Source organism: Lactobacillus sp. ESL0700 (assembly GCF_029392095.1).
In the GTDB taxonomy this organism is placed as follows: Bacteria; Bacillota; Bacilli; order Lactobacillales; family Lactobacillaceae; genus Lactobacillus.
In genome coordinates, this window is record NZ_CP113930.1 from 1,001,849 (window position 1) to 1,016,635 (window position 14,787).

Annotated in this window: 12 protein-coding genes and 1 other RNA gene; 2 read left to right on the forward strand and 11 right to left on the reverse strand. The window is 40.1% G+C overall.

Annotated features, from left to right (window positions below):
- The 5 genes from OZX63_RS04770 to OZX63_RS04790 form a co-directional block, all read right to left on the reverse strand.
- Entirely contained in the window at window positions 1-1,239 is a 1,239-nt protein-coding gene (locus tag OZX63_RS04770; RefSeq protein ID WP_277141940.1) for a metallophosphoesterase, read from the reverse strand.
- Window positions 1,236-2,360 (reverse strand): class I SAM-dependent RNA methyltransferase, encoded by a 1,125-nt coding sequence (locus OZX63_RS04775; RefSeq protein WP_277141941.1) that lies wholly within the window; start codon window positions 2,358-2,360, stop codon window positions 1,236-1,238. The genes OZX63_RS04770 and OZX63_RS04775 overlap by 4 nt, the downstream gene beginning before the upstream one ends.
- Window positions 2,361-2,428: 68 nt before the next feature.
- Window positions 2,429-2,786, reverse strand: an RNA gene (gene rnpB, locus OZX63_RS04780) — RNase P RNA component class B.
- A 29-nt stretch (window positions 2,787-2,815) separates the two neighbouring features.
- A complete protein-coding gene (locus tag OZX63_RS04785; protein ID WP_277141943.1) occupies window positions 2,816-3,244 on the reverse strand; it encodes a DivIVA domain-containing protein in 429 nt (142 codons plus the stop codon).
- Window positions 3,245-3,335: 91 nt separating this feature from the next.
- Complete coding sequence (locus OZX63_RS04790; RefSeq protein ID WP_277141945.1) at window positions 3,336-3,905, reverse strand: DUF1273 domain-containing protein; 570 nt, start codon at window positions 3,903-3,905, stop codon at window positions 3,336-3,338.
- A gap of 69 nt (window positions 3,906-3,974) precedes the next feature.
- Here OZX63_RS04790 and recU point away from each other — a divergent pair, with 69 nt between their 5' ends.
- Both recU and OZX63_RS04800 read left to right on the forward strand, forming a co-directional pair.
- The gene (gene recU / locus OZX63_RS04795) at window positions 3,975-4,610 is read left to right on the forward strand and encodes a Holliday junction resolvase RecU (protein WP_277141947.1); all 636 of its coding nucleotides are present in this window, start codon (window positions 3,975-3,977) and stop codon (window positions 4,608-4,610) included.
- A complete protein-coding gene (locus tag OZX63_RS04800; protein WP_277141949.1) occupies window positions 4,597-6,921 on the forward strand; it encodes a transglycosylase domain-containing protein in 2,325 nt (774 codons plus the stop codon). The genes recU and OZX63_RS04800 overlap by 14 nt, the downstream gene beginning before the upstream one ends.
- Before the next feature lie 44 nt (window positions 6,922-6,965).
- Here the strand turns inward: OZX63_RS04800 and OZX63_RS04805 are convergent, their stop codons facing one another.
- The 6 genes from OZX63_RS04805 to OZX63_RS04830 all read right to left on the reverse strand — a co-directional run bounded on the left by OZX63_RS04805 (window position 6,966) and on the right by OZX63_RS04830 (window position 14,766).
- Entirely contained in the window at window positions 6,966-8,510 is a 1,545-nt protein-coding gene (locus OZX63_RS04805; RefSeq protein ID WP_277141951.1) for an ATP-binding cassette domain-containing protein, read from the reverse strand.
- Between the two features lie 289 nt (window positions 8,511-8,799).
- Window positions 8,800-9,423 (reverse strand): endonuclease III, encoded by a 624-nt coding sequence (gene nth, locus OZX63_RS04810; protein ID WP_277141953.1) that lies wholly within the window; start codon window positions 9,421-9,423, stop codon window positions 8,800-8,802.
- Window positions 9,423-10,064: a DnaD domain protein gene (locus OZX63_RS04815; protein ID WP_277141956.1), complete on the reverse strand. Its 642-nt coding sequence runs from the start codon at window positions 10,062-10,064 to the stop codon at window positions 9,423-9,425. Before OZX63_RS04815 ends, nth begins: the two co-directional genes overlap by 1 nt.
- A gap of 75 nt (window positions 10,065-10,139) precedes the next feature.
- Window positions 10,140-11,438, reverse strand: coding sequence for an asparagine--tRNA ligase (gene asnS / locus OZX63_RS04820; protein ID WP_277141958.1), 1,299 nt, complete (start codon window positions 11,436-11,438; stop codon window positions 10,140-10,142).
- A 66-nt stretch (window positions 11,439-11,504) separates the two neighbouring features.
- Window positions 11,505-11,987 carry a hypothetical protein gene (locus tag OZX63_RS04825; RefSeq protein WP_277141960.1) on the reverse strand — a complete coding sequence of 161 codons (483 nt, stop codon included), beginning with the start codon at window positions 11,985-11,987 and terminating at the stop codon, window positions 11,505-11,507.
- The gene (locus OZX63_RS04830) at window positions 11,980-14,766 is read right to left on the reverse strand and encodes a helicase C-terminal domain-containing protein (RefSeq protein WP_277141962.1); all 2,787 of its coding nucleotides are present in this window, start codon (window positions 14,764-14,766) and stop codon (window positions 11,980-11,982) included. The genes OZX63_RS04825 and OZX63_RS04830 overlap by 8 nt, the downstream gene beginning before the upstream one ends.
- Window positions 14,767-14,787: the final 21 nt, after the last annotated feature.

Sequence of the window (14,787 nt, forward strand, 5' to 3'; positions counted from 1 at the left end):
CTACTCCTGATTATATCTAACTGTTGCTTCTAAGTTACTATGTTGCGATGTATCATGCAATGTTTTCATATAATTGCGGAATTTAGGGTGCATGGCTTCAAGCGTTTTGTAAGCAATCGAATCATGAATTTCATCGAGCTTTTCTTGGCTAATATGATTGTGCCCAGTAAAATAATTAAAATTCATGCTGAGAAACAAGTCATTCGCCTCTTTGATTAGTGGCGATTGTTCATCAAGCAGTGGATTGGTAGTTTCAGATTGACTACTCAAATTGCGCAACTGAATGTCTTTTAAATATTGGTGAAAGTGGGTCAAGCGATGATTTTGCCGCTCTAGATCCGTCAAATAAGGCACCATGTCAAATGTTTCTCTTTGGTAAGTAACTTGTTCAGGACTAACCTTGACAACACCATATGCTTGGTCATAAGAACAAAAGCTTGAAGTCACTATCTCAGTCGTTGGCGTTTTGCCAACTGGGTCAACAATATTCTGTGCGTGAATATGACCAGAAAAAGCCATTTTAACGTCGTATTCTTGGCATAATTGTCGCAAAAGTGGCGCATTATTTAAAACAAAGCCGCGATTAACTTCTGGGTTATGAACATAGAGCGTATGATGCATAAATAGCAGTGGCCGCAAATGATGTTGGCGTGCCGCAATTAATTGCTTTTCAAGCCAGACAAATTGATCATCACTAATCTGCCCTTCAGTATTCGGCGAACTAAAGTTTTCTTGAGTGTCATAAATGTTGGAATCTAGCATTAACAAAAGGTATTGCGGATTTAACTGTACACTGTATGCCAAAGAATGTGGGTCTTGACTTAAACTGCAATCATAGGTTGATTTAAAGACCTGCCGCCAAGCCTGGGGGCTAATTTGCGGAGTTAAGCTTTGCTTGGCAGCTTTAAAACTGCGAGCCCAGCCATCATAAATGTCGTGATTACCGGGCAGAACCAGTAATTTTGTTTCAGTCAAACTACTGAAAATCTCTTGAAATTTTTGTGCAGAAATCAGTTCGCCATTAAAAGTGACGTCGCCAGTTACAATAATCGCTGCCGGCTTCTTTTCTTGTGCCATCTTACAAAAGGCACTTAAAGCGACTTCTTGGTACACTAGGTCTTTACCCTGACTAGTATTTTGCATTCGTGCAAAAGCTGAGCCATCGTCGTGAAGACTGTCCGCAATTAAATGCGTATCTGTAATTACCCAAAATTCAGAGTTTAACTTATCTGTAATCATTTTCTATTTGCCCAATATTGGTAAAAGTCAACACGCAAGTTACCGTTAAATAATTTGCGCTTTTTGGTTGCTCTTTGACCGAAGCATTTTTCAAAATCAGGGTCACCAACTAAGTAATATTGACTAAAACTGTCATATTTACGGAAGACTTCACCCATTTGCTTGTACAAAGCTTCGGCAGATTCCTTATCTTTTAATCGTTTACCGTATGGCGGGTTAGCGATTATGACGCCATTTTCTAGGTCTGTCGCGAAATCCTTAACCGCTACCTGCTTAAAGTTAATATCCTGCAATACGCCAGCATTGTGAGCATTCAACTTAGCAATTTCTAAAATTGACTGGTCAATATCACTAGCCCAGATTGGCTGCTCTAGTGGTCGAACTTGAGACTTAGCTTCTACTAACGCTGCTTCGTGTAGACTAGCATCAAACCAGTCAAAGCCGTCAAAGGCAAATTTGCGCCAAGTACCCGGAGCAATATTTCTGGCAATTAACGCTGCCTCAATTGCCAAAGTTCCTGAACCGGTCATTGGGTCGATTAATGGGTGCGTACCATCATAAGGGGTCAATTTAATTAGGCTGGCCGCAAAATTTTCTTTTAACGGTGCGCCACCGTGCTCGATGCGATAGCCGCGCTTGAACAAGCTAGCGCCAGTTGTATCAAGAGAAACTCGCGCTGTATCTTTATAAATGTGAATGTCCAGCGGATATTCGTTGCCACTTTCTGGTAAAAAGCCGCGGCGGTGATACTGGTCGGACATTTTATTGACAATGGCCTTTTTAACAATTGATTGGATGCCCGGTTCAGAATGTAGTTTTGACCTAACGGAACGGCCTTGAACTGGAAATTTGGCATCGATTGGCAATAATTCTGCCCAGTCAAAATCGTAGACTTGGTTATAAAGCGTGTCAAAGTCAGTAGCCTTGAATTCTTTCAGCAAAATTTTAACGCGGTCTGCGGTCCGCAGCCACAGGTTAGTCTTAACGATATCTGCTTGATTACCCTTAAAGAAAACCCGGCCATTTTCTGTTTTGGTTTCATAACCAAGTGATTGCAATTCTTTAGCGACGACACTTTCAAAGCCCGCGCCCATTGTTGTGTAAAGTTGGTATTGTTTCATAATGATCCTTTTCATTTCTTAAAAAAAGCGTTGAGCCCTTTGAAAAGCTCAACGCTGCCAGTGCAAATTTTTATAAGCCACGTTCTGTTCCAGCAATTTTGGCAAAATTACCTTCAGCAGCCATCTATCTTTACTATAAAGTAATCCAACCTTTAGTTCAATTTCTTAGGTTGAGACGCCCCCACCAAATTTGGGTTGCACGCTCGCAGGGTTTACCTCGTTCCACCAGCAGCGTTTCCGCTGCTGCTTCGTCACTGTGGCACTTTTCAGGATAGTCATGCATATCAAAGACTTAGCACTTTTTCCGCCGTAATTAAAAATTCTTTAGCTTATTGGGCTAAATACGAACACTACAAGCATCGCAGCTTGTGCGTGCGTGGACTTTCCTCAGCTCGGCACAAAGCCAAACCGCGACTGCTCAAAATTCACACTAAAAAAGATTATACCAAAAGAAATTACTTTTGTAACCCATAAACTCGTCTTTCCAAGTTATAGACCTTGCGCTCAAGGGCCGAAATGCGTTGAATTATCGCCATATTAGTCGAATTTTCGGTTTCTTGATAGCTATCACTATCTACAAAAGAATTAAATGTGCTAGCTTGGCTGCTTGGCGTATAAGTCCGGACAGTATCAGTTGGCACAGTACGCCGCGATTGCTGATTTTCTAGCGTTTTTTCTTTTTTCTGGTCAGTGATCAATTTTCCTTGTAAATCGCCGATTTGACCGTAAAGGTCTTCGATAATTTGTTCAAAAGTATCATAATCGGCAATTACCTTATCTAAGAAGGCGTCGACTTCGTCTGGATCAATGCCCTTGACCTTAGTTCTAAATTGTTTTTTTAAAATATCCTCAGTGGATAATTGAATATCATTTAAATCTGGCATAGTAATGACAACTCCTTTATCATACCCTCTTATTTTAGCAAAAAGAGTACCAGCTTAACACCGTAAATTTAACTTTAAGAAATATTTTCAGTTATTCTGACAGCTTTTTATCCGCTAGACTTTCCTGATATTCTTCTGCAGCATCTTGTAAATCATAAAAATCAATTAATTCTAGGGGATAATCCTTGGTTTCTTGGTATTTTTTGATTAAATTATAATCAAATTTTGGCTTACCCGGGTTTTCGGGATCATAAATCATTAATGCTTGATCCGTATGCGTTAACATAAAGTTTTGATAATTACGCAGCTGAACCGGACTTTGGTAAGCATGGCTTGAAGTTGAAGCGTAAAAATCAACTTGATTTTTTAAATTGATAAATTTTCCTTGGTTGGCCTCGTTCCAGCGGCCTGCAAATTCCTCATACGGCGTGATTATTGAAACGCGCAAAGGATAACGTTCACGTAGTTTGATTGCCACCTCACTGGCCCACTGCTCAACGCCTAAGTTAGCACCAGTAATTACCCAATCAAGTTGACCATCTTCTAAGCGCGTTGTCATGCGTTTTTCCAAAACCAGCTTGATGATCTTTATTTTAGGATCCTTATCACCAAAAGTATTTAATTCGTAATTTCTATAACCGGTAACCCATAGTCGTTGCATAGTGAAAGAGATGGCTCCTTGTTCAAAATTTTTTTCTTTATTGCTATAATGCTAGCAGGAGTGAGATTGATGGTCAAATATCCAAGCGGTAGTTTAGCCGCATTTCGTAAATCAACTAAAGAGCCCAAAATCCGCAAAAACTTTGAACACCGCAAGAATGTCAGTTTTTCTGGACGTGGGATGACTTTGGAGCAAATGATTAACGAGTCAAATAAATATTATCGTCTAAAAGAGATTGCCGTTGTGCACAAAAAGCCAACGCCAGTCCAGATTGTCAAGGTTGATTATCCCAAACGCTCTCGGGCCGTAATTCGCGAAGCATACTTTCGCCAAGAGTCAACAACGGACTATAATGGGGTATATCAAGGTTATTATTTAGACTTTGAAGCTAAAGAAACCAAAAACAAGACTAATTTCCCGCTAAAAAACTTCCATGAACATCAAATTGTACATTTGGAAGAATGTTTAAAGCAGCAAGGAATTTGCTTTACCATCATTGGTTTTACAAGCTTAAAGCGGTACTTTGTTACCCCAGCTAGTTTCATCATTAAAGCATGGTGGACTAAGGATAAAAGCTCGGTAACTTTACCTGAGGTAGAAAAATGGTCGGTTGAAATTAAAAGTGGTTTTCAACCTACGCTGCCCTATTTAATTGCTGTCGACCGTTTTATTACAGATAGGAATATGAATAATGGCAAACAATAAATCTAGTTCAAATAATCAGCGCCAGTCGCGCCGAGAATATCGACAAAAGCAGCCTAAGCCTTTGTGGTGGCGCGTAATTAAATGGTGTCTTCTAGCTGCTTTATTGCTAATTGTTTCGGGAATTGGTCTTTTCGCATATTATGCAAAGGATGCACCCAACATCAGTCAAGCTCAGCTTGAAAGCGGCGGTTCATCCGGCTTTTACACTACTAATGGTAAGTTTCTTTTATCATTAGGTTCAGAAAAGCGGATCTATGTTAAGGATAGTCCTAAATTGCAACTGCTTAAAGATGCAGTTGTGTCTGTTGAGGACAAACGCTTCTATAAAGATAAGTTAGGTATTGACCCGATTAGAATTGCAGGCTCAATGTTGACTAACGCTCAAAGCAAAGGAATTGCTGCTGGTGGGTCAACAATTACCCAGCAACTAGTTAAGTTAACGGTCTTTTCGACAGATGCTTCGCAAAGAACATTGCGGCGTAAAGCTCAAGAAGCGTGGCTGGCAATGCGTGTTCAGCGCGAATATACGCATGACGAAATTCTAGAATTTTACATTAATAAGGTTTACATGAATTACGGCAATTACGGCATTGGGACAGCTGCTAATTATTATTATGGTAAGAGTATTGGTAAGCTGGACCTAGCGCAGACTGCCCTACTTGCTGGGATGCCAAACAGGCCAACCGCTTATAACCCGTATACCTACCCTAAATATGCTAAATATCGCAGAAACATCGTCTTAAACGCAATGCTGGATAATAAGAAAATCACGCAGGCGCAATACGACCAAGCAAGTAAGGAAAGCATTAAAAAGGGGCTAAAACATCATAGCCAAAAGGCCCAAACTAAATTACGTCAAATTGATGATCCTTACATTAAGGAAGCAATCGGCGAGGTGCAAGACAAGGGCTTTGATCCTTATCGTGATAACCTCAAGATTACGGTGAATATCGACCAAAAAGCACAAAATAAGCTGTATGAGCTTGCTAATAACGGTCTAGTACCGTTCACTAATGATCAAATGCAGGTTGGTGCCACAGTTGTTGATCCAAGTAACGGCCACATTGTCGCTATTTTGGGTGGACGACACTTGCCTTCTGTACAGCTCGGGCTTGACCGTGCTGTTCAAACCAGCCGTTCAACTGGGTCTTCAATTAAGCCAGTGCTTGATTATGGCCCAGCAATTCAATATCTAAACTGGTCGACGGCCAAAATGCTTGATGATAGTAAATACTATTACCCTGGCACGAATGTGCAACTTTATGACTGGGATAACAAGTACGACGGCATGATGACCATGCGGCACGCATTGGAGCAATCACGTAATGTTCCTGCTGTTAAAACTTTGAAGCAAGTTGGTGTTCCTAAAGCTGCTGCTTTTGCGAAAAAGCTGGGAATTAACGTTCCAAAATCTTCCGGACTGTCGGTAGCGATTGGGGCAAATGCTTCAAGTATGCAAATGGCCGGTGCCTTTAGTGCTTTTGCGGCAATGGGTGTTTATCATAAACCGCAATTTGTTTCTAAAATCGAAACTCCAGATGGTTTAACCCGCAATTATGATTCTGCCGGTGTTCAGGTAATGAGCAAGTCAACGGCGTACATGATTACCGACATGCTTAAGGGTGTCATTAAAAATGGTTCGGGTACGAGTGCTAAAATTGCTGGCTTGCACCAAGCTGGCAAAACTGGTTCTGTTAAATATTCAGATCAGGATTTGGCTCGCTACCCTGGCTATGCCTCAACGCCTAAGGATTCTTGGTTTGTTGGTTACACACAAAGTTATGTCATGGGTGTTTGGACAGGCTATGACAATCTAAAAGATGGGACTATTTCTGGTATTGGTCAGCAATCTGCACAGCTGCTGTATAAGAGCATGATGTCATATCTGATGCAAAATAAATCCAATATTGATTGGCAAAAGCCAAGCTCAGTTATTCGGGCTAGAATTGCTAAAAACTCCAATCCACCTGAAGTTTCTTCAAGTGGTCAATGGCAATTATTTGTTCGCGGTCATGCTCCTAGCGGAATTGTTGACGACAGTAGCAATTACGATGAGGATGATGAGCAAGCTGATACTAACAGCTCTAGTCCAACGACTAATACGCAGCAAAACCATGCGACTAAGCAACATAAGAAGCAAAACGGCTCAACTGCCCAGTCGCATGACAGTCAGCATCATACAAATACCCATCAAAATAATCAAAACAATCATCAACCTGAAAATCATGAGCCAAGTTCAAATAATTCCTCATCGTCAGGTTCAACTAACGATGAAGCACCAGCTGAAAATGATACAGGTACTAAACCATAAAGCTTAATAACACCAAAAAGGCCTTCACGATGTGAAGGTCTTTCTTATCTGGTTAATTCTTGTAATTGTTGTGTAATTTCCTTTATTTGCGTTAAAGTTGCCGTAGGATCGCCAATCATTTGATCACGTTTAAATTTAAGCAGCGCAATCTTTTCTTGGTTTTGGTTACTATTTGATTGCAGATAAGCCCCATTAAGAAGTAGACCGTTTTTAATTTTCCAGTTAGGCAGGTTCAGGTCGGCAATAAATTTTTGGTCATGTGACACGACAATCAGAGCAAACGGATAGTTTTTTATAAAATTAGTTAGAGCGGTAATTGCGCTAATGTCTAAAAAATTAGTTGGTTCATCAAGTAGTAAAAAATTGTGCCGCCCTAACAATACCTGAGCTAAGTTAAAGCAGACAAGTTGACCCCCGCTCAACTTCGTAATTGGCTCGTTAAGCGCCACTTGTAAATGCAAATCACCTAAAAGCTGCATTGTAGAACTTCGAGCAAAAATTGATTCCTGTAAAATTTGGTGTAAGACAGTTTCCTGTGATAGTGAAGCAGTTAAGTCTTGATTAAAATGGCCAATGCTCAACTGCTGGTTATAAAAGCCGGTTAGGTGCTGACCTGCCAATTGTTTCAAAAAGACAGACTTGCCACTACCATTAGGTCCAGTTAGGACTATTTTGCTGTTAGCTTGCAGCCGTAATTCGTGAGTGATCTTAAACAATTCTTGCTTTTGCCAAGAAACATTTTGCGGCTTAATGCTGATTAGATTAGCTTTGGCTGGTAAATTCAATTTACTCAAATCAGCCGTAATATTTTTAAGTGTAATTGGCTGACGTTTATAAGACTGCTTAACTGCTGCGGCTTCCGCCGCGATCTTTTTGGCTAAAATTCGACTTTGCCGCAATAATTTACGTTCTGTTCCAGTGGCGTCACCGCGTGATTTCCAATCTGATGTGGAAATTCCTGCTTTACGTTTGCGAGCAGTGTGGCCTTGACTCTGTTTATGCTGGTACTCTTTTTGCAATCGCTTGCGTTTTAATTCATGTTGGCGCACCTGAACTTCATGGGTTGCTTTTTCGCGAGTCGAATGCTGTTCATAGGCGGCAAAATTGCCCGTAAAGGCAGTGATTTGCTGGTTCTTTAACTCCCAAATGCGATTGGTAACGGCATTCAGTAATTGCCGATCGTGACTAATGACAAGCAAGGAACAAGTTAGGCTTTGCAGCTTAGTAATTAGCCATTTTTGTTCAGTTTCATCTAAATTTGAAGTTGGCTCGTCAAGCAGCAGCACACTATTTGTCTGCCCTTTTAATTGGTGAAAAGCCGCTTCTAGTGTAGCCTTTTCTTTTTCACCGCCACTGCAATCAGTTTGCGGCAATAATTGCGGGACATACACCAGTGAACAATTTTTAATGATTTGACCGTGAGCTGCTTCTGGCATTTGCACAATTGCACGCATCAAAGTCGTTTTACCAGCTCCATTTTCACCAATTAAACCAATTTTTTCGTTTGTACTAATTTTTAAATGTGGGATTACAAATAACTTTGTTCCCTGATGATTAATTATTAGATTAATAATTTTAATAAATTCCATAACTATCACACCTACTATTCAGTGTTAATTGATTTAGCCATGGAATTTGCTCTAACAAAAGTTTCTTAAATAAAAATTGCTCTTGTTAGGCAATCTCCATTGCTTGTTTGCTAGTTAATTGGATTCTCATTGTCATCACTTCCTTGTAAATAGATTTGCTTTGTAGCATAACAATATTTTTAATAATTTTATCATGGTTATCTAAAAGAAAAAAGACCTAGTCAAAACTAGGTCTCTTACTGTTTATCGAATTGTTATAATGCTATCTGTGAGCGCATATAATGGTAATTTATTTCAAGTAAGTATACGGATCGTCTTTATCGCGGGCTGTCATGGAATAACGACCAAACAAAATCATTGCGTGGTGCGTGTGAATCCACTCTTCAGGCGGTAAAACTTCTTCCAGCCTTTTTTCAATTTCAAGTGGTTTTGCATCTTGAGCTACAATGTGGAATCGTTTAGAAATGCGTGAGACGTGGGTATCAACGGCGATTGCTGGAATGCCAAAGCCATCGGCTAAAACAACGTTAGCAGTTTTTACACCAACTCCTGGTAAGGTAACAAGCGTCTTTTTATCCCCTGGAATTTTACAATCATATTTATCAACTAGAATTTGTGCGGTTTCCTTAAGGTGCTTAGCTTTTGAATGATACAAGCCAATTTTCGAAATATGATCTTCAATATCCGCAATTGTTGCCTGTGCCAGCTCAACTGGCGTGGGATAATCAGCAATGAACTGGGGCATTACGCGGTTCACCATCTTATCCGTTGTTTGCGCACTCATTAAAACTGCACAAAGTAAGTGGAAGTTATTGTCCCAGATGAGTTCACTTTTAGCGTCAGGATACATCTTATTAATTGTGCGTAATACTTTGTGTGCTTCTTCAGTGCTTAATAATTTTTCGTGTGCCATTAGCGATTCCTTTGTAAAAACTTCTGAACTTGGGCGACAGTTTTGAGATTATGTCTTTGCCAATTTAACAAAATACGGTCAACGTACTTTAAGCTATATGCTTGTGATAAAACTGCTTCTCGCAACGCAAGCTTAATGATTTCTGGGTCGTAGTGATCGACATTCAGCCAAGCCGAAATTTCTTCGCGCTCAATTGGACTTAAATAACGACCAAATTCAATTTCAAATTGTCGTGCAAGTGTGTTAAGTGGATTATTATCTAAGCTATCACTGACTTTTTCTGTTTGGTCTTGATGGCTCTTAATCATCACATTAGTACTCAAAAAGTCATCTAGCTTTTGATAAAGTGCATCCAAATTATAAAAATTGCCAATCCGGCCTTGTTTGTCAGTTAATTGATCAATGCTTAAATAGTTTTGGTCAATTAATTGCTGTGTAATGCTGGCCACCTCACCGGTTGAAAGATTAGTATTAGCAGCAATTTGCTCATTTGTTGGGAAGTTTTCTCCTCTTTGTGCAAAGGCCTCTAATTGAATGATTAAAATTAATTCGGCATCACTGATCTTAAGCTGCGGATAATAAGCAATTAGACCATTAGGCAAAGTAGTAAAACCTAATTTGCGAAAATCATTGTAGTGCAATTAAATTCTCCCCTTTAAAAAAGTTGAACTAAAAACTTTAGTTCAACTTTTAATAATATTCTACTAATAATAAGTTTATGGCTCGATGCGGTTAATCATTCTTGGGAATGGAATAGCTTCACGAACATGGTCTAATTTACAAATCCAAGCAATTACACGTTCAAAGCCCATACCAAAGCCTGAGTGTGGCACACTACCATACTTACGCAAGTCAAGGTACCAGCTGTAATCATCTTCATTCAAGCCAGCTTCATTAATTTGCTTTTTCAGAATGTCATAGTCGCTTTCACGTTCTGAACCGCCCATGATTTCGCCGTAGCCTTCAGGTGCCAAAACATCAGCACATAGGTATTCCTTAGGGTTTTCTGGGTTCTTCTTCATGTAAAATGGCTTAATTACTGTTGGGTAATTTACGATAAAGAATGGTCGGTCAAATTTTTCTGAAATGTAAGCTTCGTCAGGAGAACCAAAGTCATCGCCCCACTTGAAGTCACGACCACCTTCTTGCAGCATCTTAACGGCATCATCGTATGATAAACGAGTGTAGTTACCTTCTGCGGCTGGTTCAAGCTTCTTAGGATCACGACCCAAGATTTCCAATTCATATCGGCAGTTAGCTAATACTTGCTTAACAACATAAGATAAAAATCTTTCTTGAATATCAAGGGATTCATCTTGATGCATCCATGCCATTTCTGGTTCCATCATCCAAAATTCAGTTAGATGACGTCTAGTCTTTGATTCTTCAGCTCTAAATGTTGGACCAAAGGTGAAGATTTTGCCAAATGCTTCAGCACCAACTTCACCATAAAGTTGACCTGATTGTGATAAGTAAGCATCCCCACCAAAGTATTCCGTATGGAACAACTCAGTTGTACCTTCTGGTGCAGAATGCATGAAAATTGGCGCATCAAATTTTACGAAGCCTTCATTTTCAAAGAAATCAACCGTTGCTTTAAAAATGATATTTCTAATGCGCATGATAGCAAATGGTCGCCGGCTTCTTAACCATAAGTGACGGTGATCGAGCAAGAAATCAATCCCGTGTTCCTTATTTGTGATTGGGTAGCCTTCGTTATTAGTAACAACCTTCAGGTCCGAAATTTGAATTTCGTAGCCAAAGTGTGAGCGCTCATCTTGATGAACAGTTCCCTTAATGTAAAAGCTAGCTTCTTGGTGCAATGACTTGGCTGCTTCAAATACTTCGCTAGAAACGTCATTTTTCCGCATAACTCCTTGGAAAAACGCGGTACCATCACGCAATTGTAAGAAAATAATCTTCCCACTTGAACGTTTATCTGTTAGCCAAACATGCATCTCAACTTCTTCATCAACATGCTTGGAACAGTCTCTAATTGAAATTAATTCTGTCATAAATTCTTATTCCACTTTCCTTATTGTATCAAGTTAATCATACCAAAGTTTTATCTTTTTCGCGACTTAACCGATAAATTTTCCAGTTTTAAATTCATATAATTTGTAACTATAATCACCAGCCGCATTTTTGGCTGTTACTTCCCAAACAGGTTTGTTCTTGTACCAGCCCAAGTTGACCTGATTAATTTTACCACCAGTTTGCTTCTGATTAAACTCAGTTCTAATCTTGGTTTCGCTAACGCCCTTTTTAGCAGGATAAAGGTAACCCTTCTTCGAGCCTGGCAAGTAAATAAAATAATATGTGTCATTATGCCTGCTAATGCCCTTAACCGAATAGCTATTAACCTCGCGGTCTAAGTGATAGCTTGCTTGGACTAGCGTAATCGGGGTTTTACTGGTTGCTATCTGCTTAGCATTCTGCGTTTCGTTGCGCCTAGGTTGTCCTGCTTGGTAAAAAAGGGCCACAAACATGAGGTAGAGTAGCGCGATAATGATTACCACCCAAGTAACGAACTTAATTGTTTGTCTCGTATCATCTTTAATCATAATTAGCCAACTTATCTCGTAACTCCTTTAAACTGACTTTCTGCGTTTTTACCGGAATTGCATCCAGAAATACTTTACCATAATCTCTCTGCCAAATGCGTGAATCTAAGATTACAAATTGACCGCGATCTTCCTCGCCGCGAATTAAGCGCCCCATCCCTTGACGAAAGCGAATTACTGCCCGCGGTATTGTATCAGTCTGAAAAACATTCAAGCCTTCATCCTGCAACTTCTTTTGCCGTAATCTAACTTCTGGCTGATCCGGCGATTCAAACGGCAATTTGGCTGCAATTACCAGATCAATCCCGCATTGGTGAAAATCAATTCCTTCCCAAAAGCTGTCAGCACCAAGAATAATTGCCTGATTGGCAATCGCAAATCTTTTGGCAATACGATTATTTGACCCTGACAATCCTTGAGCCAAAATTTCAAAGTCCCGTAAATTCGGTGAATTTAGAATCAGCGTAAATACTTCTTTAATTTGGTCCAAATTGGTCATTAGTACCAGCACATGCTTTTTCTTGCCTAAATCGTTAGTCAGAATATTTGCCAATTGCGCAGGATATTGACTATCGCTAAAGTCTGGCATGTCCTTAACCGACAATACCTCAAGGTGCTTTGCTAATTTGAAGGTACTCTTACCAATGTACTCCTTGGGCATTAAATCGGCCAAGGCCAACTGCTTAATCGCAAAAGTAAAATTGTTCTCACTAGTTAGTGTTGCACTGACAAACAATAAATGGTCAAAACGCGCATAAATTTGCTTTAACTCACTGCTGGCATCTAGCATCAGCCAACTAAGATTGGCACTAAGAGGATCCTGCGGATTAGTTAAGGTAACAATAAAGCCTTCCTGCTGCAAATTCTTTTGGTCATTGAGCAAGTCAGATAACTGATAACTCTTTTCAATATAAAAGTCGAGACGGTCAAGTTGCGTCGTGATTTCACTTAATAATGCATCTTCATCACTGGTTGTGTCTCCAGCTTCTTTATCAAGCTTAAATAAAATCTGGTTAAGATGCTGCCGAACACTCTCTAATTTACGTTGAAATTCACTGAGCCGCGGTCGAAACTGCCCTTTTTTGGGAAAGAGGTCTGTTCCTTGAAAGCTAAGTAGCAATTTACCATTTGCTAGTAGATTTTGATTGATTGCTCGCGATTTTTTGGCTGCCAACATTTTCTGCAATCTATTCATTACGTGAATCAGATCGATAAGCTCTGGATTTAATTTCTCTAGTAAAAAGTTAAGCTGCGTATCATTACCGTATTGGTTAGAAATACCATCCTCTGCGTAGTACAGCAGATTGCGGATATGACTAAGCACACCCCAAAGTGACTCAAACTGAAACGAATCATTGCGCGAAGTAATCACATTGTCCACGAACCTGTGGGCCTCATCAATTACTAGGTACGGGTTTTGGCCCCAGATAGAATCGTTATAATGATTAGCCAAATACGCATGATTGGTTACCAAAATATCAGCTTGTTCCTGCCTCTGTCTTGCCAGATTCCAAAAATCAACAGCCGCAAAATTACTGCCGACACGTGCATCCCCCGGATGAGTGACTTGCGTAAATAATGGCGCCCGATAATTGGTTAGCTGCAATTCGTCCAGATCACCTGTTTTTGTTTGCGTTAACCACACTAAAATGCGCATTTGCAAAATCAAGGTAGGTTTGTTTTGCGTTCCCTGATAGAGACTTTGATAAAAACCATCGAGGTCAAGGTAGTGACTGCTTGACTTAACTACTTCTGCAGTCAGGTCAAGCTTAGTAACCGCCAGCATTTGCGGGATTTCTTGACTAATCACCTGATTTTGTAAAACCTTGGTTGGCGTCGCAATGACTAATTTTCGGCTGGAATATAACCGGTAAGCATAAGCAAATAGGTAAGAAAAAGTTTTTCCTGTACCATTAGGTGCTTCAACAAGCATTGCTCGCTCATTACCGTTACCTAAAAAGTCGTCAATTTGGTTAATCAAATTGACCTGCGGCTGGCGATAATTAATTTTCCCTTTAAACAGCTTGCGCTTAAGGTCGTCCTTAACCGGAAACTTTGCTTTGCTAGTTTTAGGATTACTTGGCGTAGTTACTCGCTGCTTTTGCAGGACAATATTCCGTACCTGCATTCGGTCTTTACTCAAGGGGCGTTTTTGCTGGCGAGCATTTTCCGCAATCGTTGTAAAAATCCATGAGGTATCACGAATTAGTCCGTGAGCTAGCGAGCTGAGGGTATTGAGTGTAGCTTGTGGCAAAGTCTCGAGCTGATGAATAATATCAATTAATAAGATGGCAGTGCCGTACGCATCAGAATCGGCCTTGTGCGGATTTAAATGCTTGATTTTTAATTGAGCCGTTAAGTCACTGAGCTTGTATGACGGCAAGGTTGGAAAGGCGATTTTAGCTAATTCAACCGTATCAATTGCCTTGTTAGATAACTCATCAAAGCCGTGACTAACCAATTCATAATTTAAAAACGGCAGGTCAAAGTTAACGTTATGCGCGACAAAAACCGTTCCTTTAAGAATTTTACTGATTTTGGGAGCGTAGTAAGCAAAGTCTTTTTGCCCAGCAACATCCTCATTATGAATGTGGGTCAGATTTTGAACTGCCAAGGGAATTTCACGGTGGGGATTAATCATGAACGAATAGGTCTTGACAACCTGCAGGTTTTTAACAATGGCGCAGCCAAACTGGATAATATGATTATCGTCCTCACGCTGCGTGCCTGTTGTTTCCAAATCGACGACCGCAAAAGTGTCTTTAGCAAATGATGTCATGTTCTGCCCTCCTTTTCTCTT